Origin of the sequence: Microcoleus vaginatus FACHB-2002, from assembly GCF_040004035.1 — a bacterium.
GTDB lineage: Bacteria > Cyanobacteriota > Cyanobacteriia > Cyanobacteriales > Microcoleaceae > Microcoleus > Microcoleus vaginatus_C.
The window spans coordinates 58,821-82,445 of record NZ_JAMPLN010000023.1; the positions used below are offsets into that span (position 1 = coordinate 58,821).

Genomic DNA, 23,625 nt, shown 5'->3' on the forward strand with positions numbered 1-23,625 from the left:
CACTAATGTCTACAGCCAACTAACCAGCTTTAGCTATGAATACTTCTCCGTGGAACAGGATTGTAAAATATCTCTACAGCCTTCACCAATGGTATCGAGAAACGCCTGAGAGGGCTCTAGAACAGGCCTACGATGCTGCGTTAGCAATTAAGGCGATCGAAGACGAGCATTTTGGCGGTCAAGGAATCTCTGAGCGATCGGGAAATTACGGAGAAAGCACACTGTCTTACTTTAAATCCGAACTGCAAAAATACCTCAAGGTCATCCAAACCCGAATGGTTGAGTTTAATGCTAGCCGTTCTTTTTTGGAACTGCCGGAGCGAGTGGGGGCCAAACCGAAAACGGGGTACAGCGCTGAGCCTCACCAGCACGGATTACATCTCAACAATAAAGATAGAGAATCTCTTATATTTGAGAAGCTAGAGTTTATTGATGGAGTCATCGACAAGTATATTAATAATAGTAGATCAACGGCAATTGTTCCGGTTGTCAGTTCAGTAAATGTGCAGGCAAAATCTACAAGAAGTAGCAGCTCTCCACCTGACAATAATAAAGGTTCAGCTAATTCTGTTAAGATTCACGACGGTGAGGTTGACACTAACTATGAAGAAGTGAATTTATTGCCGCGATCACTTTTGGGAACTTTGAATCGTATCACTAAAGATTTAGACCCTGGAGCTGAAAAAGAAGTAGTCAAGAATTTTCGCAATTCTAAAGTAAAAACAATTATTTCTCTTCGATTTATTTTACTTTTAATTTTAGTTCCGCTGTTGACGAATCAAATCTCCAAAAACTTTATAGTCGGACCGGTAGTTGAGCATTTTAGAGGTCAAGAAAATGCTCCACTTTTCATAAATGTTAACCTGGAAGAAGAAGCATTCCAAGAACTGGAGAGATTTGAGCAGCGCCTCAAATTTGAAAGGTTAATAGGCACTGCTCCGTCGCTTTCTTTAGAGGAAACGGAAAAGAAGATTTCCGAGAAAGCAGTTGAGCTCGCGGAGGAATACCGCGCTGAAAGTGGGGGAGCTATTAAAAATATTTTTGCCGATTTGATTTCCTTCATGGCCTTTGCCGCGATTATCGTCACTAACAAGAAAGAGATTGAGATTTTAAAGTCTTTCATGGACGATGTGATTTACGGCCTCAGCGACAGTGCGAAAGCTTTCGTAATTATTTTGTTTACAGATGTGTTTGTGGGATTCCACTCGCCTCATGGTTGGGAAGTTGTTCTAGAAGGTGTATCGAGGCATTTGGGACTGCCAGAAAATAGGCAGTTCATATTTTTGTTCATTGCAACGTTTCCCGTGATCTTGGATACGGTATTTAAGTATTGGATATTCCGTTATTTAAACCGGAGTTCGCCTTCGGCTGTGGCTACGTACAAGAATATGAACGAATAATTAGAGGCGAAGGAAGTTCGGCAACGGATACTGTAGCGGATGTAACGGATGTCAGCAAGAAGGAAGTTCGGCAACGGATTCGCTCGACGGATGTAGCGGATGTAACGGATGTCAGGAAGAAGGAAGAAGAAAAAAAGATGTAATAATAACAAGGGGTTTCAGGCATTGATAACGTCCTCAGTAGGGCATTCACTGCACACATAGTTGCTTACCCATAGCCCATAAAACCATTTATTGTTTGCGTCAGGAGTGGTTGAATTAAGTCGATATAGTTAAGCTGTTGGGTCATCTAAATTTTATTTTTGGGCGGGTTCTCGCGCGCACCCCCACAAGAATTTTATCAAACTTGACTTTCCTAAAGGCTCCGCTCAGGAACCGTAAAATTTAGATGCGCCTAGGCCGATCGACAAAAAATGCGATCGCCCGCTGAATTTCTCGAAAGAAATCAAAAGGGCGATCGCATTCCCAGATCCAATTACCAATGACCTAATTCCAACGCTTCTTGCGCTGTCGCTGGCTTGCCACCGCCTCCACCAGTCCCAGGCCGAGAAAATTACTCAGCAGCGACGCATTTCCGTAACTTAGGAAAGGCAGGGGAATGCCCGTAACTGGAGCCAAGCCAATGTTCATCCCAATATTTACGAACACCTGAAAAATCAACATTGACAGTACGCCGATCGCCAGCAAAGAACCAAAATTATCGTTAGCCGTTTGAGCGATCGTCACCAACCGGAAACAAATTATCCAGAAAATCAACAACACGGCAATACAGCCAATAAAACCCAATTCTTCGCCAATAGCTGAAAAGATAAAGTCCGTATGCTGTTCGGGAATAAAGTTAAGCTGAGTTTGCGTTCCCTGAAACAAACCCCTGCCCTTCAGTTCCCCAGCGCCAATAGCAATCCGAGATTGAATCAAGTGATATCCGCTGCCTAAAGGGTCTTTCTCGGGGTTTAAAAACCCTGTCAGACGCATTTTTTGATAATCCTTGAGCACATTCCAAAAAATATGTCCGAGGTGTCCAGAAACAACGTTCACCAACACAGCACCGAAAGTACCCAACCACGGCCAAGGCAGGGTTCGCCAAGCGATAATACCCGCAACAACTACCCAGGCTATCCAAATCGGTGTAGACAGGTTATTGAAGAGAACTGAGATGAGAGGAGAGAATAGCAATATTAGCCAGCCGGGATTGACATTTCCCCAGTAAAACATCCCCATCGTGATCGCCCCGAAGACCAAGGAAGTACCTAAATTTGGTTCAGCAAAGATCAATCCCCAGGGTACAGCCATAATCGCCAGCATCCTCAACATATTACCCACGGTGGGGACAGTCTTGTCGTGCAGGAGAGCTGCTAAAGTGACAATCATGCCTACTTTGGCAAATTCTGAGGGTTGCAGGTAGAAGCCGCCGATGTTGATCCACCGCTGGGCACCGAGCCCTGTAGTACCGATAAAGCGCACTGCGATCAGGGACAAATTGATTAAGATGTAAATCGGCCATTTCCACTCAATCAGTGTTTGATAACGGCAGCGGGAAATGATGATGGCGAGAAACAAACCGACTGCCCCAGTTACCCAGTGCCGCCACCAGTTGATGAGTCCCTGATTAATTTCCACGCTGTGGATCATGATTCCCCCGAAGATGGTGAGGGCGATGCAAGCGCCAAACAGCCAAGGGTCTGCTTCTTCCCAGGGTTTGAAGATTGATTTCCAGCGGTTTCTGACTTGTATTCTCTGCAACATGAGGATTTTAGATTTTAGATTTTAGATTTTAGATTATCGAGCCGATTTTCGGAAGTTGTGGATATATTTCGGATTCAGACTCTGCACCTTACTTCAGAAGCGTCGGTGTGAGTACCTCACATTATTCGGGGAGTTGTAGGGAGGTTCCGGGAACGAAAAAAGGAACGCCAAACCGGGTATCTGGGTATTCTATTTTTTCTGTGCGCTTACTTAATTTAGTTCGCGATCGCACGTGGTCAGAAACCGGGTTTTTGTCGAGAAGACGGGTTACAACTCGCCGAAACCGCTAAAAACCCGGTTTCTTGGGTTTTGATTCGTAAGCCCTAGAATCGTCAAGCCGGTTCGTAAAGGTACTCAAAGCCGTTCCCATCTGGATCTCTGCCGTAAAAAGATGCAGTACCGTCGCGGTGTTCGTGAATGTGGGTGACGGAAACACCATCGGCTTTGAGTTGTTGGTAGGCGGATTCCATTTCGGCGCGATCGTCAAATACAAACCCAAAATGCGGCCCTGCTTGGTCGTAACTCGGACTCAACAGCGCCAATCCGTCCTCTCCTGCTTTCAAATAAGCCCAGTCTGCATCTTTCCAAACTAACTCCATGCCCAAGTTTAGGTAGAACTCAGCAGATTTCTCTATGTCTTGCACGCAGACGGCTACGTGTCCCAATCGTTTTAGTTTCATGTCTACAAAATTTATTGTTGTCCTTTCGTGTATTGTATCTATTTTCTGATTTTTTTCTCGATTAATTAGGTATTTTTTCAATTTTTTTGGTCGCTGCTAACTGTACTTTTTCTACTTGTTTGCTAGCGTCCATTTCGCTGAACAGTTGAATGGCGCGCTCAAAATTTTCTTGACTTTTCTCGATGTTACCAAGTTTTTGTTCTGTTAGTGCTAGTTGATAGCAAGCTTCGGCTCGGTCTAATTTAGCGCTGGTTCGATCGAGTATTTCTATTGCTTCTGCATGGTGCTGCAGGGCTTGGTCAAATTCTCCCCCTTCTCGGTACAGTGCTGCTATACTGCTGAGAGCCTTGGCTTTGATGGTGTTGTACTGGTTTTGGTCGGCTTGGGCGATCGCTTGGCGGTACAAGCTCAAAGCTTTCTCTGTCTCTCCCAGGTTTTGATAGGTGGCGGCGAGAAAAACTAACTTGTATCCCGTACCCACCAACTGACTGTTTTCCCGATCGGCATAAAGTTTTTCGGCGAGTTCCTCCGCCTCTTTTTTGTCTCCGATACACGCGTTGAGGAAAGCTAACCCGACATTAATCGAATAGCTGTTAATCCCGATTTCGTCCCGCGAATTTTTCAGCTTGACAAATATCTCCATAGCTGATTCTAATTCGCGCATTTCTATTTGACAAAAACCTATATTAATTGCCGCGTTAACTTTCCAAAATTCCAGATCAGCTTGTTTACCGTTGTCCGGTTCGCTACTTTTTCCTATAATTTGCAAAGATTTAGTGGCTTTTATTTCTGATATTTGGTGGCATTCTATGGCTTGATTTATTTCGCCTAAAATCCGGTAACAACTGCCTAAAATACTGTATAAGCCGCTCAAATAATAATCAGAAGTCACATTGTTGACGATACGAGTAGTTGCTGAAATTATTGGCTGCAAGAAACCTAATTTGTAGAGTGCTCTACCCAGCTTGTAATCTTTGGCAAACTGGATATTGATTTTTTTGAGGATGACGCTCGCGGCCTGCTCGAAACAGCTAATTGCCACATAATGATAGTAAGCTTCAAAAGCTTTCAGCGCATCTTCTACAGTCTCAATATTTTCAACACTCTCTGTCCAGAACTCGGCTGCTTTGCTGTTTGCAGTTTCCCAGTCTCCGGGCGAGAGCCGATCGACCGCTTCTTCCCGAATTGCTGGATGCAGCCAGTATTCGCCCTTCTGAGACTCGACTAGCGATCGGTGCAACAGCGATTTAATGATTTGTCGGCGTCCGGCTTCGGGCACGTCCCAGAGCAAACACAAAAGTCCGTCAGTCGGGACTGTCGGCACGTCTTGATATCGGTAACAGCCCAAGCGGCAGAGGAGTTGATAAGCTTCCGAATCGAGTTCTTGCAGGCGGTTAAACTGACTGGTAACTAAATTTTTTAAGTCTGTTTCAACCAGCGGATGGTCGCTGTTTTCCAGCCAGTAGGCTGCCATATCTCCGTCAAAATCTTCTCGAATCGTGCCGCAAATAATGCCCATAGCTTTGGCATTGCCGCCGTAAACTTTGTGCATTTCCTTGAGGGCGACATCATCTATATTGATGTTGCGGCCGCTAAAAAACTGCCGCCAAACTTCAACTTCCAATCCCGGAAGCAAGTAGTGTTCGACGGTTACATCTGAATCGCACAGTCGATCGCGACTGGTAATGAGCGTTACCGACTGCACCGCTGCGTCAGCCAAAACTCGCAACAGTTCCACGTAAAGGCGGTGCGGTTCAATAAACTTACCTTGTCCGTCGAGTGCGGCTTCCAAATTGTCAATCAATACGCCGACTTTGTGAGTCTGAAGCTGCCGCTTCAGCCGCCCCAGGGTGACGCCAAAGTCTGGCCCTGGTTCTTCCTGAAAGTCTTGCTTGAGCCATTCTTCGATCGCGCTTTCCAAGGCTGTGATGTTCTCTGTCTCTTTTGCCATCAACAGTTCAATTACCCGATCGAACCCTTGAGATTTGAGATACTGTCTGGCCAAAGTTGTTTTGCCGATACCGCCGGCACTTTGGATGACAATCACTTTTGCACCTTGGGCGACAAGAGTATTGAGATCTTCGATCGCCCCGAAGCGACCCAAAAAGTTCGGGTTTTCGATTTCCAAATCCGCATCAAGTCCGAGAGATACTTGGGCCGGAACAGTTTGTCCCGACTGCGGTTCAAGTTTCGAGTAGCTGCGCCAATACCGCTCTACAACCGCTTGAAGGTTGTCTCTTTTTACTTTTTCTCCTTCTCCAAACAGCGCTGAAAGCCGCTTCCACAAATTAGAGGCAGCATCCTTAACAGTCCCTACTCCATACCCTTCACTATCTGCAACCTGTTGGTACGTCCTGCCTTGCACGCCTTGCCAAGCTTCCCGAAAGATCGCGCTGTCAAGGTTGTCGAGAGTTTTCAGGTTTCGAGCCACAAGTAACGAGTTGGTAAAATCCAGTGCACGATCGGCTTCCATTTAGTCACCAGGTTTAGCGTTACCCATCTGAGACAACTTTAACAGACTTTTTCCGACTCGCTTACACCCTCAAACAGTGGACTTGTATAGACTTTTACCGACTGACACGGCCGAGGTTGGCCGGAGATACTGTTGAGTGTGCAGGGGAAGTTGACAGACAAGCTTCTAACTTACACACCGATCGAGTCGAGTTTATATTTAGGAGCAAGCACCTATGTCTATTAACGATGTGGAAACAGCGATCGTAGATGAACAAATTCGCCCTCAAGAATGCGGCCGCGTTCGTTTCCAAAACAGTTGGTGGCCGGCGAAGTGCGATCGAGACATTACTTTTGAACCCGGTGAGGTGGTTCGCGTTGTGGGAATTGAAAATATTACTTTGATCGTTGCAGCGTCGTTTGCGCTCAATTCTGAAAGTCAAGACAAATCTACAATCGGGAGTAAGCCATCATGAATTGTGACAATTCCGAAAAAGCGATCGTCGATGAAGAAATTCGACCTAATGAGTCCGGTCGCGTTCATTTCCAAAACAGTTGGTGGCCTGCGAAGTGCGATCTAGAGATGACTTTTGAGCCGGGTGACGTGGTGCGCGTAGTCGGAATTGACAATATTACTTTGATAGTGGAAGCCGCGTTATAAATCAATGAGTTAGGGAGTCTAGCTATAGGTTTATAGCCTCCCAACGTTCAGGCCAACCTAGAATCAGGAGAAAGTAATCATGACTGTCAGCCATTTAGAAAGAGCGATCGTTGAAGAAGAAATTAAACCAAATCAGTCCGGCAGTGTGCGATTTCAAAGCAGTTGGTGGCCTGCAAAATGCGTTCGAGAAATAACTTTGCAACCCGGTGAAGTTGTTCGCGTCGTGAGACTTGACAACATTACTCTGATAGTTGAAGCGTAGTTGGGAAACAATCTGTAGGTGGGGAGTTATCGGAGGGTATAAAAAATAAATTTGCGATCGCGTTTCTATTTCGATACATTTCTCTTCAAGCGCGCGATCGCACTCATCACCTCTGTTAATTTCAATATGACTTACGCAAGTACGCTCGATCGGGCGTACAACGGCAATGGCGATCGCAGCCTCTAGCTACTTACTGTGCGATCGCCAAAACTGAAAAACCTGGGAACGGACAATAATAGACCTCTTGCAAAAATCCTTTTCATCAATTGATGGGACGAGCATCTTGCCCATCCCACGAGAAAAAATAGCTCTTGTGGGATGGGCATCTTGCCCGTCCTAATTATTTTTGCCCGAGGTCTAATTAATGAGAAAATAGATTAAGGATTCAGCTCCCCAATTGTGGTAATCTGACAACAATCCACTTTCATGCTCGATCGAGTGCGTGCAGCTATGCGAATCGGTAAAAATTTACAAAAGTTTCTGCTTTTCACCATAGCGTTATTTTTCGCAGTATCGCTGTTGATCAAAGTTACTAAATTTCACAATTATTTCGGCATCAACCGCGCCGATACCGAAGTAAAAGTTGTTGCCCTGACCTACGACGACGGGCCCTATCCTCCCTATACAAATCAGCTTTTAGATATCTTAGACCGCTATCAAGTTAAAGCAACTTTTTTTGAAATCGGCCGCAATATTGAGAAACATCCAGAAATCGTGAAAATGATTGTGGCGAGGGGAGATGAGTTGGCAAACCATTCCTACTCTCACAAAGATATGATGTTTAAACCCCAGGAAGTTTTGCTGTCTGAGATTGAAAAAACAGACAAACTTTTGCAGGAAGTTGGGGTTAAGCAAGACAGTATTAGTTTTCGACCACCTTGGGGTAGGCGATTTGTAGTTTTGTCTTATTTGCTATCCCAAATGCAGAAAAAACTGATTATGTGGGATGTGGATTCCCACGATTATGAAAAAACACTGACGGCGGAAGATATCGCCAATCGGGTGATTGACAATGTGCGATCGGGTTCGATTGTGGTGATGCACGACGGCGGGGGCGATCGCTCGAAAACCGTAGCAGCAACTGAGATGATTGTCAAGGATTTGCAGTCGAAAGGTTACGAATTTAAAACTGTTTCTGAGTTGTTGAAATAGCAGTAGGGTGCGTCAGCCACAATTATTTTCGCGACGAACGATTAAAAGGGCGGGTTTTTGAGATTGTCAATTATTGGCAAATATTTTTCGTGAACCCGCCCCTACCGTATTAGGGGTAATCGAGCGGACATAATATAAATGGTGCGTCAGAATTAGACTTTTCGTGCAGATTTAAAATTTCCAACCTGACGCACCCTACTACAATCAATAACCTAGATAGTTTGCCACATAATTAGCAATTTTTATGCTGCCACCAGCTTGCCCCATTCTCTCTAAACCATTTTGAATGCAACTGGCTAAATATTTATCATCTTGCAAAGTGCGATCGACTGCCAAAGCAGCTTCCTTGAGAATATCTGAATTCGCTGGTTTTGTGCCAATAACCTGCACCGAATCACCTAAAAGCCGATTTTGAGCCTCCGCAAACCGATAGGTAAAGGCAGGGCCGTTTCCCGGTACTGCAATTACAGGTTTTCCCAAGCCCACAGCTTGTTCGACAGCAGTTCCAGTCATCCCAATTACTAAACTAGACTGCTGCAAAATATCGGCGAAAGCATCGGTTGAGCAAATTACTTCAAGTTCTAATTTTTGTTCGCGAAGAGACGGTTTGATTGCTGGAAAAATGAGCTTTCCCGATCGGTGTTGCCATCCAGAACGCGCCGCAATATCATCTAATTGAAGCATTAAAGCCGGAACTAAAGCTGCCCGAAACTGCACCGGTAAAGTAGAGTTGCTAGCAATTTTTTTAACCAGTTCCAGCAGCAAAACGAGGTTGTTAGTGGCTTCCGGGAGGCGAGAACCGGGGAGAAGGGCGATCGTCCGAACTCCGGGTATTAACTGCAAATCTTTGCCCGTAGAATTGAGGTTGTCCATGACTGGATTGCCGACAAACTGAGCTTTCTTTAAACCCTGTCGGTTTAAGTCAGCACCAGTCAAAGCATCTCTAGTAAAAACCGCCTGACATTTCTCGGAGCAAAGCAACTGCCACAAGATTAAACCCAAATCGACTCGCCCTTCGTAATAACTAGAATGGGCTGATAGAAAAATTATATAGGGGCGGTTGCTGGCATGGGCGATCGCCGCCGCGACAATATCCCCAGTCGCCACCACCAAATCGCAGTGGCGCGAATGCCTCCAAACAGCCTGCAATTGCTGCCAAGTCAAAGCAATTAGCCCCGCCCCAATATCTTTGAGGAAAAACAGGGGATTCATGTAAAAAACTCCCCCAGACGGCATTTGACTGGTGGGCCCAATAATTGGCACGGTCGATCGGCGGTAAGCAGCCCCGTCACCGACAACCGGCATCGCCGAAACATCAACATCCGCGCCAGATGCTCTCAAAGCTTTGAGAATTTGACAGTTAATCGCGTCTTCCCCGTGGCCGTTGCTGAGGAAAAGTATCCCCTTCGATTTCATAAAATCCAATCTATATCTGGCTTTTTAAACTCATTTGCGCGATCGCTACCTGCCGACCGGCTACGATTTTGTTACTCTAATTTAAATACCTTGTGGAAGTGAAACAGCGTGAATATTGAAATTGGGCGGGGCAAAAGTGCTCGCCGAGCTTACGGCATAGATGAAATCGCGCTCGTACCAGGACAGCGCACCCTCGACCCCAGTTTGGCAGATACCAAGTGGCAGATTGGCGGGATCGATCGAGAAATCCCGATCATCGCTAGCGCAATGGATGGAGTAGTCGATGTCCGCATGGCCATTTTGCTGTCGGAATTGGGAGCACTGGGCGTGCTCAACCTAGAAGGAATTCAAACCCGCTATGCCGACCCCCAGCCAATATTAGAGCGCATCGCCAGTGTCGGGAACCACGAATTTGTTTCCCTGATGCAGCAACTCTATGCCGAACCCATCAAGCCAGAATTAATCGACCTGAGAATTAAAGAAATTAAAGCAGGAGGAGGGATTGCCGCCGTCAGCGGTACACCGGCCGCTGCGAGCAAATACGGCCGGGCGGTTGCTGAATCGGGAGCCGATATATTTTTTGTGCAAGCAACAGTAGTCTCGACAGCTTTCCTTTCCCCTGAATCAATCTCATCTTTAGATTTGACACAATTCTGTCAAGAGATGCCGATACCAGTAATTTTGGGCAACTGCGTGACCTACGAAGTCGCCCTGAATTTAATGAAAACTGGCGCTGCGGGCATTCTCGTGGGCATTGGGCCGGGGGCTGCTTGCACATCTAGAGGCGTATTGGGTGTCGGCGTTCCCCAAGCCACAGCGGTAGCAGACTGCGCCGCCGCGCGGGACGACTACTATCGCGAAACTGGCAAATACGTGTCGGTGATTGCTGACGGCGGTTTAATTACCGGCGGCGATATCTGCAAGTGCATTGCCTGCGGTGCCGATGCAGTGATGATTGGTTCGCCCTTTGCCAGGGCCGCCGAAGCTCCCGGCCGCGGCTTTCACTGGGGGATGGCGACTCCCAGCCCGGTTTTGCCGCGCGGGACTCGCATTCGCGTGGGGACTACGGGTACTGTGGAGCAAATTTTGCGCGGGCCGGCCCTCCTAGATGACGGTACGCACAACTTGCTCGGAGCTCTGAAAACTAGCATGGGCACCTTGGGCGCTAAGGATCTTAAGGAGATGCAGCAAGTGGAGGTGGTAATTGCTCCTTCTCTGCTGACTGAGGGTAAAGTCTATCAAAAAGCTCAGCAGTTGGGCATGGGTAAGTAGATTTACCGATCGAATACCAGCATACCTTGACAAAATTTGTTCCACAGTCTCGAAATTTACAGAATATTGTGGAATTATCGAGAAGGAGATGTCACAATAGAAGAAGCGGAGACGCATGTTTCCGTTCACTCCTCACACCACACTCCGCCCGGACTACTGTTCGGGCGGTTCCTTTTTTGCCGGAAATCTTGGCTCTTGCTGACTAGATACAGAACTGAGGCTTTTAGCTCCGGAGAGTGGGAGAGTCTGGGAGTGGGAGAGTCTGGGGGTGGGAGAATTTTTTTTCTACATAAGTGCATTCTGCCTTGGGAAACATCAGTGCCTTGGGAAACATCAGTGCCTTGTTCCTTCAGAAACCTTGTGCCTTCTTCCTTCTACCGTCTTCCCTCTTCCTTCTAGCGTCTTCCTTCTTCCTTCAGAAGCCTTCTGTTAAAATCGTTGACGCAAGTGGTTACACTTTTTGCTAGACTTGTTATCCGAGAAATAGTATTTACAAGGATGGCTAGGGATGTCAGCAGCCGCGCAAGTAACCGACTCTACCTTTAAGCAGGAAGTGCTCGATAGCGAAGTTCCAGTTCTAGTGGATTTTTGGGCTCCCTGGTGCGGGCCCTGTCGGATGGTGGCGCCCGTCGTAGACGAAATTGCCCAGCAATATGAAGGGCAGGTCAAGGTAGTAAAAGTTAATACCGACGAGAATCCTAACGTGGCCAGCCAATACGGTATCCGCAGCATTCCGACGCTGATGATATTTAAGGGCGGTCAACGTGTGGATATGGTGGTTGGGGCAGTTCCGAAAACTACTCTGGCAAACACTCTGGAAAAGTACATTTAACCCAACTGCGAGCGGTTTCGCGCTGTTCTTTTTGGGCCGCGACAGCTAACTCGCTTCAGAACCGGGGCAAAGCTACGGGAAAAGTTATTAGTGGCCAGCAGGGCAATTTGCTGGTGGCTATTGGCTTCTAACTTTGGCTTGCCCCTTAATTTTTATTAGCGACAATTTGTTATCGTTTCGGAAAAATTCATGATTCGTTCTGGGTCTGGTCAAGGGTTTGAGTCCCTCCAAGCTGAAGTGATGGATTTGCTCGATCGCTTGCCAATGTTGAAGCACTCTGAGTGGATCGAACGATCGCTCTCTACAATAGTGCAAATGGCCAGAGAGGATCTCGATCGCCTAGACTTGAAGATTATTGCGGCGTCGCTCCGAGATATGGAGAGCGCTTTTGAGATGTTTTATCCTTACCGCCACGTTCGCAAAATTGTGATTTTTGGTTCGGCGAGGGTGTCACCGCAATCGGCGGAATATTTGATGGCCAGAGACTTTGCGCGGGCGATGGCCCAGCAGGGGTTTATGGTGATTACTGGCGGCGGTGGGGGAATTATGCAGGCGGGGAACGAGGGGGCGACTGCTGAACGTTCTTTTGGGCTGAACATTCAGTTACCTTTCGAGCAGAGTTCTAATCCTTTCATTGCCGGCGATCCCAAATTGCTCAATTTTAAATATTTTTTCACTCGCAAGTTATTTTTTCTCCGGGAGAGCGATGCTTTAGCTCTGTTTCCGGGCGGTTTCGGCACTCTGGACGAGGCTTTTGAGTGTCTGACTTTGACTCAAACTGGCAAGTTCGGGCCGGCTCCTTTGGTATTGATCGATCGACCGGGAGGAGATTATTGGCTTGATTGGAATTATTTTGTGCAAAAACAATTGCGGGGCCGGGGTTTGATTTCACCCGACGATCGCAGCCTGTATACGATTACTGACGATATAAATGTCGCTTGCGAGGCGATCGGCAGTTTTTATCTGGTTTATCACTCCTGCCGCTACGTGCGCGAAAAACTGGTAATTCGCTTGAAAACAGAGCTTTCTGAGGAGAATGTCGATCGGCTAAATACTGATTTTAGCGATATTGTTGTCACCGGAAAAATTGAAAAAAGTCAAGCTTTGGAACCGGAAATAGGAGATGAAACTTTCGATCTGCCGCGCCTGACTTTGCATTTCAACCAGCGGGATTTTGGGCGGCTTTATCAGCTAATTGCTGCTATCAATCAAATGGGTGCAGCTTCGCCGAAGGCGGCCCATCCAGAACAAAAGTAGTGATTAGTTATCAGTCATTAGTCTTTTTAAATATGGGTGAGATTAGATAGAAGTTGGACAACTTGTATTTTGACAAAAGCGATCTGCTGAGATAAGTTTTTGTATAAAGTAAAGAAAAAAGCGTCCAAGAGCCAAAGAAAATCTTGTCAATACCTTGATGGCGTTGTTTGGGAAAAAACAGCAAAATGCTAGACCTGCTGCTAATTGCAATTTTGGGATTTCTCGGCAGTTTCGGTCACTGCGCTGGGATGTGCGGCCCGCTGACAATGGCGTTTTCTCTTTCTAATTCCCGCAACGATAAATTAGCTGCTTTCCGCTTTCATTTGCTGCTAAATTTGGGGAGAATTACTGCTTACGCTTTGGTTGGTGCTGCAATTGGCGGACTGGGTTCGGTGTTAATTGCTGGCGGACTTTTGGCAGGTACAGGTAGCGAATTGCGGCGCGCGATCGCACTTCTGACGGGCACGATGCTGATTTGGTTCGGAGTAGGGCAAATTAAACCGAACTTGCTGCCGGGATTGCCCCGATTGCACCCGCTGTCGCACGATCGAGTCGGACAAGCAATGAGCAAGCTTTCGGCACAAAAAAACTGGTGGGTGCCGATTGCTTTGGGTTTGCTTTGGGGTTTGATTCCCTGCGGCTTCCTCTACGCAGCGCAGATTAAGGCGGCGGAAACCGGAAATTCGGTTTTGGGTGCGGCGACGATGCTGGCTTTTGGACTCGGCACGCTGCCAACTATGCTGGGAGTGAGTTTTTTTGCTGGCAGATTGAGCGCGGACAAGCGCAGTCAACTTTTTCGTGCGGGTGGGTGGGTGACGGTGGCGATCGGGATTCTTACCTTGCTGCGAACCGATGAAATGGTCGATTTTACCGGCCACGCAGCGCTGCTGTGCTTGATGCTAGCACTGTTGGCGCGTCCGGTTAGCAAGTTTTTGCCGCAACTGTTGCGCTACCGCCGCGTCTTGGGTGTGGGCGCGTTTGTCCTAGCAGTCGCCCACACGTTTCATATGCTGGATCATACGCTGAAATGGAATTTTGACGCGCTATCTTTTATGTTGCCGCAGCATCAGTTGGGAATGGCGGCTGGGATGCTGTCGCTGCTGTTGATGTTGCCGGCGGCGGTTACAAGTTGCGATCGCATTCAAAATTTTTTAGGCAAGCTGTGGCGAATGCTTCACCTGTTAAGCGTTCCAGCTTTCTTGCTGTGCGCTGTACACGCGGCACTCATCGGTTCCCACTATCTCGGCGGTTTTGAATGGAAGTTGCACAATCAACTGCTGACAGCCGTGTTAGCGGTGGTTGTCGTGCTAGTTATGTTTGTGCGATGGCGCTTTTTTTGGTCAGTTTTATCACTAGAAAATTTCTATGTTTCCCCTGTCAAACAAAAGTAAAAGTTTAGGATTGTTAGTTTTTTTGGGATTGCTAGTAGAAGCAGCAATATTTCCCATACCACAGTTAAAATCAATTTCAGTTTTAGCCCACGAAGTCAAAGTATCGGGAGATGTTGCCGCTACCTTTCACCTCGAACCCAACCACAATCCCCGCGCCGGACAGCCTGCGAAAGTGTGGTTTGCGCTGACTCGCAGGGGCGGTCAAATTATCCCGCTAGAGCAGTGTAATTGCAAATTAGCGGTTTATCCGAAAGACCGTAAAGATGCGGATAAGCCGTTGATGCAGCCGCCTTTAACCGCCATATCTGCAGAGAAATATCAAGGGATTCCGGGAGCTGATATCGTGTTTCCCAAGGCGGAAATTTACGAACTTGAATTGAGCGGAACAGCCAAAAATAAAGCTAATTTTAAACCTTTTAAGCTGACTTATACAGTCACGGTTCGCTAAGATAATCTTTCCATCACCGAACATAAATCTTGTAGGGGCGGGTTCACCGACAATAAATGCCTAAAACACACAATCTCATAAACCCGCCCCCACCCAACGGCAAATCATAATCTACCTATTTTAAAATACAAGAAAATACAACCCAAATCTGTATAAAACCTTAAAAGTTGCAAACTCTACAAAATGTCACAAATTTTTACATTACATTATAACCAGTGTCAATTCTAGAACTCGTGCAAGCTAACCTCTCTTGAACTGACTCAAGGACATAACGATGGATATCTTATCTAACACCGTGGCGCTATCGCGGATGCAATTTGCCCTAACCGCCATATTCCATATGCTGTGGCCAGTTCTGACAACTGGAATGGGGATTTACCTGGTAATTGTTGAAGGAATGTGGCTGAAAACTCGCAATCCCGACTACTACCATCACGCTCGTTTTTGGTCTAAACTCTACCTCCTCAACTTCGGTATTGGAGTAGCTTCAGGAATTCCGATGGAATTTCAGTTTGGCACGAATTGGGCACCATTTTCTGAAGCTGTTGGTGACTTTTTTGGCAGCATTTTAGGCTTTGAAGCTTCAATGGCATTTATGCTAGAAGCCGGCTTTTTAGGCATTATGCTGTTTGGTTGGGAGCGCGTTCACCCGATCGTCCATTATTTCGCTACAATCATGGTAGCCTTCGGCGCTAACCTATCAACCGTCTGGATTTTAGTCGCTAACTCTTGGCTGCAAACTCCTGCGGGTGGAGAAATGGTCAATGGCAAGTTTATTGTCAGCGATTACTTTCAAGCAATTATGAACCCGTTCGCATTAAACAGCATTCTCCATATGTTTTTTGCGACATTAGAAACTTCGCTGTTTGTCATTGGGGGAATTAGCGCTTGGTACATTCTCACTAAGCGCAACCAAGCCTTTTTTTCCAAGTCTTTAAAAATTGCCATAGCAACAGCAATCGCCGTTGCACCTTTGCAGATATACATCGGACATTTGAGCGCCGAACAAGTTTATCACTACCAACCCACTAAATTAGCAGCAATCGAAGCTAAGTGGGAAACTTCACCAGCGGGAGAGTCAGCCGATTGGACTTTGCTAGCTTTGCCTAATGAAAAAGCCCAAAAAAATGACTGGGAAATTAGCGTACCCAATGGCTTAGGATACGTTCTGGAATTCAAACAAAAACTCTCCGAACCTGTACTAGGTTTAAAGGAGTGGAAGCCAGAAGATAGACCCCGGATGGTGGGTTTAATCTACTATTGTTTCCGCATCATGTCCGGGATTGGATTCTTCTTTTTAGGACTGATGCTGTTCAGTATAATTCAGTGGCTGCGGGGCAAACTTTCTGCTGAAAATATTAGCAGTCAACCTTGGCTGATGCGCGCTTGGGTATTAGCTGCTCCCCTGGGGTATATTGCTGTAGAATCGGGTTGGATTGTGCGCTGTGTCGGCAGACAACCTTGGGCTTTATACGGGCAAATTCGCACTGCTGACGCGGTGTCAAACATCCCCGCCAGCAATGTTTTAACTTCTCTCAGTTTCTTTGCCGTTGTTTACAGCTTTTTGTTTGTTTGTGCCTTGTATTTTGGCAGCAGAATTATCCGCCAAGGGCCTAATTTAAGTCTTCCTGTGCCAGGTTTAGACAATGAACCTGCAATCGAAAGTCAACCCGGAGAGCACATTCCCGATCAACGTCCATTAGAAGCACAACAATAGGAGATTGTATGCAAGCTTTGGAGCATTTTCTCCCGCAAGTTTGGTTTGTAATTTTGGCTTTGTTCCTATTGCTCTACGTCATGCTAGACGGTTTTGACTTAGGAGTAGGAATCCTGTCTCTGACTGCTGATGACGAGGAACGCAGGGGCATTTTAATGACGAGTTTGGGTAACGTTTGGGACGCGAACGAAACATGGCTGGTTTTAATGGGAGGCGCTTTATTTGGCGCATTTCCCCTCGCTTACGGCACGATTTTGACAGCGCTGTATATACCAATTTGCATGATGCTTTTTGGTTTGATATTTCGGGCTGTAGCCTTTGAATTTCGCGAGCATTCTAAGCGCAAATTACTCTGGAATTATGCCTTTGGTGCGGGCAGCTTTTTAGCAGCTTTAGCTCAAGGATTTGCCCTCGGTGCGGTGCTCGAAGGGATTGCGGTTGATGAAGCCGGTCACTTTGTCGGTTCTACTTGGGATTGGCTGGATTGGCGATCGATCTTGGTTGCTTTGACGCTGATTCAAGGCTATGTTTTGATCGGTTCAACCTATCTAATTATGAAAACGGAGGGCGAACTGCAAACAAATCACTATCGCACGGCTAAAATTGCGGCGGTGACAACTTTAATCGGAGCGATCTTAATTACGATCGCCACTCCGATTTTTTACGAAAGCGCTAGATCCAGGTTGTTCGAGAAACCGCTAGTTTATGTCTTTGCCACGATTCCTTTGTTGGGAATGCTGTTGGTGGGACTGCTGCTGAAAAGTCTCGCAAATAAAGAAGAACGAACGCCGTTTGTCTGGACGATTCTGATTTTCTTGCTTACTTTCATTGGCTTGGGATTAATTGTTTTTCCCTACATTATTCCCTCGCAAATCACCATTTACCAAGCCGCAGCTTCGCCCAGCGCCCTGGTATTTATGATTGTGTTTATGGGCGTTCTCCTCCCGATTATGATTTTTTACAACATCTACAATTATGTTGTGTTTCGGGGTAAGGTTGTCGGCGGGCACTACGGCGAATAAAGCATAATACAACCGCAGATGCAGGCAAATATACGCAGATAGTATCAAGTTTATATACTGGTTTATCTGCGTATATTTGCGGTTAAAAATTACAAATTATTGTTTTATGATACCATGACAACTTACGAAACCATACTATACATACCATAGCCAATAGTGCAGAATAGGGAAAGGAACTGGTTGAGAATTAGCGATCGCACCTCATGCGATTTGAGATTTGAGATTGCTCGCACGGATGAGTCCGGGGGCTTGTCACCAAATTGCTTGATTGTCAAGTAATAGTTGATAAACATAGGGAAAAAATTACAGTTAATTCTGTACCTAGCGAGGGTGCAGAGTTTGCGATCCCCATCTTTGTCACATAATAAAATACAATGGAATGGAATGTTTAATTTAACTGTTGTATAAACGAGTTATGGATGCGATCGCAAATTTGTCAGGCTATAAGATTACAGAGAAACTTTATGTAGGTACACGTACCCTAGTCTATCGAGGCATCCGTACCCGTGATCAATACCCAGTCGTCATCAAACTCCTGCGAAACGAATACCCCACCTTCAACGAACTCATCCAGTTTCGCAACCAATATACCATTGCCAAAAATCTCGACTTCCCTCACATCGTCAAACCCCTGACGCTGGAAGTATACCACAATAGCTATGCCCTAGTAATGGAGGACTTTGGCGGAGTCTCCCTACCTAATTATCTCAAAACAACAACAAATGAAACCCAACCCTCTCAAGTTTTACCTTTAGCAGAATTTCTCCAACTCGCCATACAACTAACAGACATTATCCACTATCTCTACCAAAACCGAGTCATTCACAAAGATATTAAACCCGCTAATATTCTGATTAATCCAGACACCAAACAAATTCAACTAATTGACTTTAGTATTGCATCCCTCCTACCACGAGAAACCCAAGAAATACAGAATCCCAATATTTTAGAAGGAACATTAGCCTATCTCTCTCCCGAACAAACAGGACGGATGAATCGGGGCATTGACTATCGTAGTGACTTTTATTCCCTGGGTGTGACCTTTTATGAATTGTTGACAGGAAACTTGCCATTTATCTCGGATGATCCGATGAAACTGGTGCATTGTCATCTCGCCACACAGTCGATACCGATCCATCAAATAAATCCAGAGATACCCCTAATCTTAGCAAAAATTGTCAGTAAGCTGATGGCGAAAAATGCCGAAAAACGCTATCAAAGTGCATTAGGACTCAAGCACGATTTAGAGATTTGTTTACTTCAGTTACAAAAAACCGCCACAATAGAAGATTTTGAACTCGGAAAGCGAGATATTAGCGATCGCTTTACTATCCCCGAAAAGCTCTACGGTAGAGAAAAAGAAGTTGATCAACTATTAGCTGCCTTTGAGCGAGTCAGCCTGGGAGCAACGGAAATGATGCTAGTAGCTGGTTTTTCTGGAATTGGGAAAACCGCCGTTGTCAATGAAGTTCATAAACCCATTGTCCGTCAGCGCGGTTATTTTATCAAAGGCAAATACGATCAATTTCAACGCAACATTCCCTTCAGTGCCTTTGTGCAAGCCTTCCGCGACTTAATGGGTCAATTGCTATCAGAATCGGATCTCCAACTGCAAACATGGAAAACCCAGATTTTAGCAGCAGTGGGAGACAACGGACAAGTCTTGATTGACGTGATTCCTGAGTTAGAACGTATAATTGGTGTTCAACTTCCTGCAACTGAATTGTCAGGAAGCGCCGCTCAAAATCGCTTTAATCTGCTCATGCAGAAATTTGTGCAAGTTTTCACCAGCAAAGAACATCCTTTAGTGATGTTTTTGGATGACTTGCAATGGGCGGATTCAGCCTCCCTGAATTTGCTACAATTATTGATGAGGGACACAGGATATTTATTAGTATTAGGGGCATATCGAGATAATGAAGTTTGGCCCGTGCATCCATTTATCTTAAGAGTGAATCAGATAGTTAAAACTGGGGCAACAGTGAATACAATTACTTTGGAACCCTTAAGCGAACTAGATATGAATTTGTTGGTGGCGGATACGCTGAATTGCGAATCATTACTTGCCCAACCTTTGACAAGATTAGTCTCTCAAAAAACTCAGGGGAATCCTTTCTTTGCAACTCAGTTTCTCAAGACATTACATGACGAGCAGCTAATTAGTTTTAACTGGGATATTCGGCATTGGCAGTGTGATATTGCCCAAGTGAAATCCTTAGCTATCACTGATGATGTCGTTGAATTCATGGCGTTGCAATTGCAGAAGCTGCCCAAAGGAACTCAGTATCTTCTCACCTTAGCTGCTTGTATAGGATCACAGTTTGATTTGAATACGTTAGTAATTGTCGGTGAAAAATCTGCTGGAATGACGGCTACGGCTTTATGGAAAGCATTACAGGAAGGTTTGGTGATTCCCACGACCAAAATCTATAAGTTCTTTACGGAATCGGATAGTGATGAAGTTTTCAAGGCTTCAGCTAATCCAACTTATCGATTTTTACACGATCGCGTCCAGCAAGCCGCATATTCGCTAATTCCTGATTCGCAGAAAAAAGCAACGCATCTCAAAATAGGAAAGTTATTCCAGCAAAATTGCCCCGAGATAGAGCAAGAGGAAAAACTGTTTGATATTGTCGGGCATTTGAATCGAGGAATTGAGTTGATCGCCCAACCTAGCGAACGAGAAGCCTTAGCTAAACTGAACTTGGCAGCCGGTTGTAAAGCCAGAAATTCTACCGCCTACACAGCAGCTAGAGTTTATCTGCAAACAGGCATTGATCTACTAACAGCCAACTGCTGGCAAAGCCAGTATGAATTAACCCTGAACCTTTATGTTGCTGCTGCTGAAGCAGCCTATTTGAATGCTGAGTTTGACAGCATGGAAGAGATTGCAGCACAAGTGTTGCAAGCAGCCCAGACAATCTTAGACAAAATCAAAATTTACGAAATTCAAATCGTCGCACAGACAGCACAGAGTAAGACGTTAGAAGCGATCGCAGTAGCCAGAGATGCACTCTGGCTACTGGGGGTTGAACTCCCCACCGAAGCTGACGAAGCCTTGATTGGTAAAGCGCTACAGAGCCTTGCAAGCCAACTAAGTGGCAGAAAAATTGAGGAACTAATCGATCTGCCTGTGATGAGTGATCCTCAGACTCAGGCAGCTATGCCAATATTGGCAATGTTATTTGCACCCATTCTCCAGGGAATTCCAGGCTTAGTGCCCCTCCTGAGCTCCACAATGGTAAGTTTATCGCTCCAATTTGGGAATGCACCCGCATCAACAGTGGGCTATGCAATTCACGGGCTTGTATTAAGTGCCTTTTTGGGAGAGGCAAAAACGGGCTATAGCTTTGGGAAATTGTCACTCTCATTGCTCGATCGGGTAAATGCACGAGAATTTAAGTGCATTACTCATAATATGTTTGGGGCATTTATTCAGCATCATCAAAATGCTATGAGGGCAGGGCTACCAACGCTGAAAGAAGGCTTTTTGGCGGGCATGGAAACTGGCGATTTTCTTAACGCTGGCTACAACATAGCTACTTACAGCTACCTCAACTTTTACGGTGGGGTAGAACTGGATACTTGGGAACCGGAACTTGCAGTCTACAGTGCTACCTTGGCTCAGGTGAAGCAATATTCTGCTCGGACTTATTTGCACATGGAGCGGCAGATGTTGCATAACTTGAGGGAAGTTCGTACTCTGTCGGATTGCTTAATCGGCGAAGCCTATGATGAAACGGTAATGATTCCTAAGCACTATCAGGATCGTGAATTCAGTGCGATCGCCCTTGTTTACGTCTACAAACTACTGCTTGCCTATTCCTTTGGTAATTATCCGGCTGCTCTAAACTACATTAGCTCAGCCAAAGAGTGTGTGATGGCATTATCGGGATTGGTTCATGTTCCCATTTTCCATTTCTATGCAGCCCTGACGCATCTGGCGCTTTTACCCACACAGGCAGAAATTGAGCAAGCTGATATTCTGGCCTCTGTGGAAACCCATCAAACGACTCTGCACCAGTGGGCGCAAAATGCTCCCATGAATCATCTGCATAAGTGGTATTTGGTTGAAGCAGAACGGCAGCGGGTTTTGGGTTACAAGGCAGATGCACTTGAAATGTACGATCGCGCGATCTCCCTCGCTAAAGAAAATCTATTCCTCAACGAAGAAGCCCTCGCCAACGAACTCGCAGCGAAATTCTACCTAGAATGGGGCAAAGAAAAAGTAGCTCAAGCCTACATGATTGAAGCGTATTATTGTTATGCCCGATGGGGAGCTAAAGCCAAAATTGAGGATTTGCAAAAACGTTATCCTCGCCTACTAGGTATTATCCTTCAGCAACCTCAATCCTTTACTTCCTTTCAGGAAACGATCACCCGTGGAACAATTACTTATAATACCAACTCTTCTAGCAGCAACTCTGAATTCCTCGATTTGCCTACTCTGATCAAAGCCTCTCAAGCCATTTCGGGCGAGATTGAACTAGATAAACTCCTGACTACTCTTTTAAAAATAGCGATCGCGAATGCTGGGGCAACTAAGTGTGTATTATTGCTCAAACAAAAACAGTATTTACAGGTAGCGGCTCTTGTAGCAGAGGGACAGGAACCTAAGCTATTACCATCAATGCCTCTAGAATCAAGTCAGGATGTAGCGATTAGTTTGGTTAACACTGTCAAGCGTAGTTTGAAACCTTTAGTAATAGTCGATGCTAGGGTAAGTTCCCAGGTTGCGGGCGATCGCTATATTGAACAGCACCAGCCGATAAGTGTTCTGTGTATTCCAATTCTTAATCAAGGGCAGTTGATAGGAGTTTTCTACCTCGAAAATAACCTGACGGTAGGCGCGTTTACGAGCGATCGCATTGAAGTGCTAAATTTGCTGGCTTCTCAAGCTGCTATTTCCTTAGAAAATGCCCGGTTGTATCAAGAATCTCAACAAGCATTTACAGATCTCAAACAAGCACAAATAAAAATAGTTCAAAGCGAAAAAATGTCAGCATTGGGAAACTTAGTGGCTGGGGTTGCTCACGAAATTAATAATCCAGTTGGTTTCCTGGTTGGTAATATTCAACCCGCCTTAGATTATATCAAGGATTTGTTTGGATTGCTCGATTTGTATGAACAAAAATATCCGCAACTCGATCCAGAGATTCAAGAAGAAATCGAGAACATCGATCTGGAATACATCCGGGAAGATTTACCGAAATTAGTAGGTTCGATGCGGGAAGGCGTGAAGCGGATTCTGGATATTAGTACCAGTCTACGGACATTCTCCCGTGCTGATACTAACTATCCCGTAGCTTGCAATATCCACGATGGCATCGATAGCACCATTATGATTCTGAAACATCGCCTCAAGGCTAACGAAACTCGTCCAGAAATCAAAGTGATTAGGGAATATGGGAATTTGCCACAATTGGAGTGTTATGCCGGACAGTTGAATCAAGTATTTATGAATTTGTTAGGTAATGCGATCGATGCTTTGGATGAATCAAATCAAGGACGACATTATGCAGAAATTATCAATAAAATTACCATTAAAACAGACATTATTCGGGACAAAAAACAAGCGATAATTTGCATCAGAGATAACGGTGTGGGCATGAGTAAAACGGTGCAAGAGAAGATTTTTGATGAGTTATTTACTACCAAGGAAGTAGGGAAAGGCACGGGATTGGGTTTGGCGATCGCACGGCAGATTGTAGTTGAGAAACACGGCGGTACAATCGAGGTAAATTCTGTATTGGGAGAAGGGACGGAGTTGACAATTTTATTGCCTATGAAAGGATAAAACTATCTTGATAGCTCGCCATCTTTCTCTTCAAAAGTGAAAAAAAATAAAAGCGGTAGAGTCTGTCGCCAGGGGATTTCACAGTTCTATTTTCCTCAGACTCGACCAATAAAAGTGTATA

19 protein-coding genes are annotated in these 23,625 nt (G+C 45.6%); 15 read left to right on the top strand and 4 right to left on the bottom strand.

Annotation, left to right across the window (positions count from 1 at the left end):
- Window positions 1–35 precede the first annotated feature (35 nt).
- Both NDI35_RS19405 and NDI35_RS19410 read left to right on the top strand, forming a co-directional pair.
- A complete protein-coding gene (locus tag NDI35_RS19405) occupies window positions 36–1,400 on the top strand; it encodes a proton extrusion protein PcxA (protein WP_445314158.1) in 1,365 nt (454 codons plus the stop codon).
- Window positions 1,331–1,543, top strand: a complete 213-nt coding sequence (locus NDI35_RS19410; protein ID WP_445314159.1) for a hypothetical protein — start codon at window positions 1,331–1,333, stop codon at window positions 1,541–1,543. Before NDI35_RS19405 ends, NDI35_RS19410 begins: the two co-directional genes overlap by 70 nt.
- Before the next feature lie 343 nt (window positions 1,544–1,886).
- On the opposite strand, the gene rodA is transcribed toward NDI35_RS19410, so the two are convergent.
- The 3 genes from rodA to NDI35_RS19425 all read right to left on the bottom strand — a co-directional run bounded on the left by rodA (window position 1,887) and on the right by NDI35_RS19425 (window position 6,299).
- Window positions 1,887–3,146: a rod shape-determining protein RodA gene (rodA, locus tag NDI35_RS19415; RefSeq protein WP_445314160.1), complete on the bottom strand. Its 1,260-nt coding sequence runs from the start codon at window positions 3,144–3,146 to the stop codon at window positions 1,887–1,889.
- A gap of 332 nt (window positions 3,147–3,478) precedes the next feature.
- Entirely contained in the window at window positions 3,479–3,826 is a 348-nt protein-coding gene (locus NDI35_RS19420; RefSeq protein WP_333124149.1) for a VOC family protein, read from the bottom strand.
- Window positions 3,827–3,887: 61 nt separating this feature from the next.
- Entirely contained in the window at window positions 3,888–6,299 is a 2,412-nt protein-coding gene (locus NDI35_RS19425) for a tetratricopeptide repeat protein (protein ID WP_445314161.1), read from the bottom strand.
- 214 nt (window positions 6,300–6,513) lie between these two features.
- On the opposite strand from NDI35_RS19425, the gene NDI35_RS19430 reads away from it, so the two are divergent.
- The 5 genes from NDI35_RS19430 (at window position 6,514) to NDI35_RS19450 (ending at window position 8,352) form a co-directional block, all read left to right on the top strand.
- Window positions 6,514–6,753 (top strand): NfeD family protein, encoded by a 240-nt coding sequence (locus NDI35_RS19430; protein ID WP_445314162.1) that lies wholly within the window; start codon window positions 6,514–6,516, stop codon window positions 6,751–6,753.
- Window positions 6,750–6,938: an NfeD family protein gene (locus NDI35_RS19435; protein WP_445314163.1), complete on the top strand. Its 189-nt coding sequence runs from the start codon at window positions 6,750–6,752 to the stop codon at window positions 6,936–6,938. The genes NDI35_RS19430 and NDI35_RS19435 overlap by 4 nt, the downstream gene beginning before the upstream one ends.
- A 79-nt stretch (window positions 6,939–7,017) precedes the next feature.
- Complete coding sequence (locus NDI35_RS19440) at window positions 7,018–7,200, top strand: NfeD family protein (protein WP_333085395.1); 183 nt, start codon at window positions 7,018–7,020, stop codon at window positions 7,198–7,200.
- Between the two features lie 51 nt (window positions 7,201–7,251).
- On the top strand, window positions 7,252–7,386 hold the full coding sequence (locus NDI35_RS19445) for a hypothetical protein (protein WP_445314164.1): 135 nt from the start codon (window positions 7,252–7,254) through the stop codon (window positions 7,384–7,386).
- Between the two features lie 240 nt (window positions 7,387–7,626).
- Window positions 7,627–8,352, top strand: a complete 726-nt coding sequence (locus tag NDI35_RS19450; protein WP_445314165.1) for a polysaccharide deacetylase family protein — start codon at window positions 7,627–7,629, stop codon at window positions 8,350–8,352.
- Window positions 8,353–8,556: 204 nt separating this feature from the next.
- On the opposite strand, the gene NDI35_RS19455 is transcribed toward NDI35_RS19450, so the two are convergent.
- Window positions 8,557–9,768: a lipid-A-disaccharide synthase-related protein gene (locus NDI35_RS19455; protein ID WP_445314166.1), complete on the bottom strand. Its 1,212-nt coding sequence runs from the start codon at window positions 9,766–9,768 to the stop codon at window positions 8,557–8,559.
- Window positions 9,769–9,876: 108 nt separating this feature from the next.
- Between NDI35_RS19455 and NDI35_RS19460 the strand changes: the two genes are divergently transcribed.
- The 8 genes from NDI35_RS19460 to NDI35_RS19495 all read left to right on the top strand — a co-directional run bounded on the left by NDI35_RS19460 (window position 9,877) and on the right by NDI35_RS19495 (window position 23,504).
- A complete protein-coding gene (locus NDI35_RS19460) occupies window positions 9,877–11,040 on the top strand; it encodes a GuaB3 family IMP dehydrogenase-related protein (RefSeq protein ID WP_445314167.1) in 1,164 nt (387 codons plus the stop codon).
- 508 nt (window positions 11,041–11,548) lie between these two features.
- Window positions 11,549–11,872 (top strand): thioredoxin, encoded by a 324-nt coding sequence (gene trxA, locus NDI35_RS19465; protein WP_006631199.1) that lies wholly within the window; start codon window positions 11,549–11,551, stop codon window positions 11,870–11,872.
- Window positions 11,873–12,061: 189 nt separating this feature from the next.
- Complete coding sequence (locus tag NDI35_RS19470) at window positions 12,062–13,129, top strand: LOG family protein (protein ID WP_445314168.1); 1,068 nt, start codon at window positions 12,062–12,064, stop codon at window positions 13,127–13,129.
- A gap of 185 nt (window positions 13,130–13,314) precedes the next feature.
- Complete coding sequence (locus tag NDI35_RS19475) at window positions 13,315–14,520, top strand: urease accessory protein UreH domain-containing protein (RefSeq protein WP_445314169.1); 1,206 nt, start codon at window positions 13,315–13,317, stop codon at window positions 14,518–14,520.
- Window positions 14,495–14,968, top strand: coding sequence for a hypothetical protein (locus NDI35_RS19480; protein WP_445314170.1), 474 nt, complete (start codon window positions 14,495–14,497; stop codon window positions 14,966–14,968). The genes NDI35_RS19475 and NDI35_RS19480 overlap by 26 nt, the downstream gene beginning before the upstream one ends.
- A 274-nt stretch (window positions 14,969–15,242) precedes the next feature.
- The gene (locus NDI35_RS19485) at window positions 15,243–16,685 is read left to right on the top strand and encodes a cytochrome ubiquinol oxidase subunit I (RefSeq protein ID WP_445314171.1); all 1,443 of its coding nucleotides are present in this window, start codon (window positions 15,243–15,245) and stop codon (window positions 16,683–16,685) included.
- 8 nt (window positions 16,686–16,693) lie between these two features.
- A complete protein-coding gene (gene cydB, locus NDI35_RS19490) occupies window positions 16,694–17,707 on the top strand; it encodes a cytochrome d ubiquinol oxidase subunit II (RefSeq protein ID WP_445314172.1) in 1,014 nt (337 codons plus the stop codon).
- 415 nt (window positions 17,708–18,122) lie between these two features.
- Window positions 18,123–23,504 carry a trifunctional serine/threonine-protein kinase/ATP-binding protein/sensor histidine kinase gene (locus tag NDI35_RS19495; protein ID WP_445314173.1) on the top strand — a complete coding sequence of 1,794 codons (5,382 nt, stop codon included), beginning with the start codon at window positions 18,123–18,125 and terminating at the stop codon, window positions 23,502–23,504.
- Window positions 23,505–23,625: the final 121 nt, after the last annotated feature.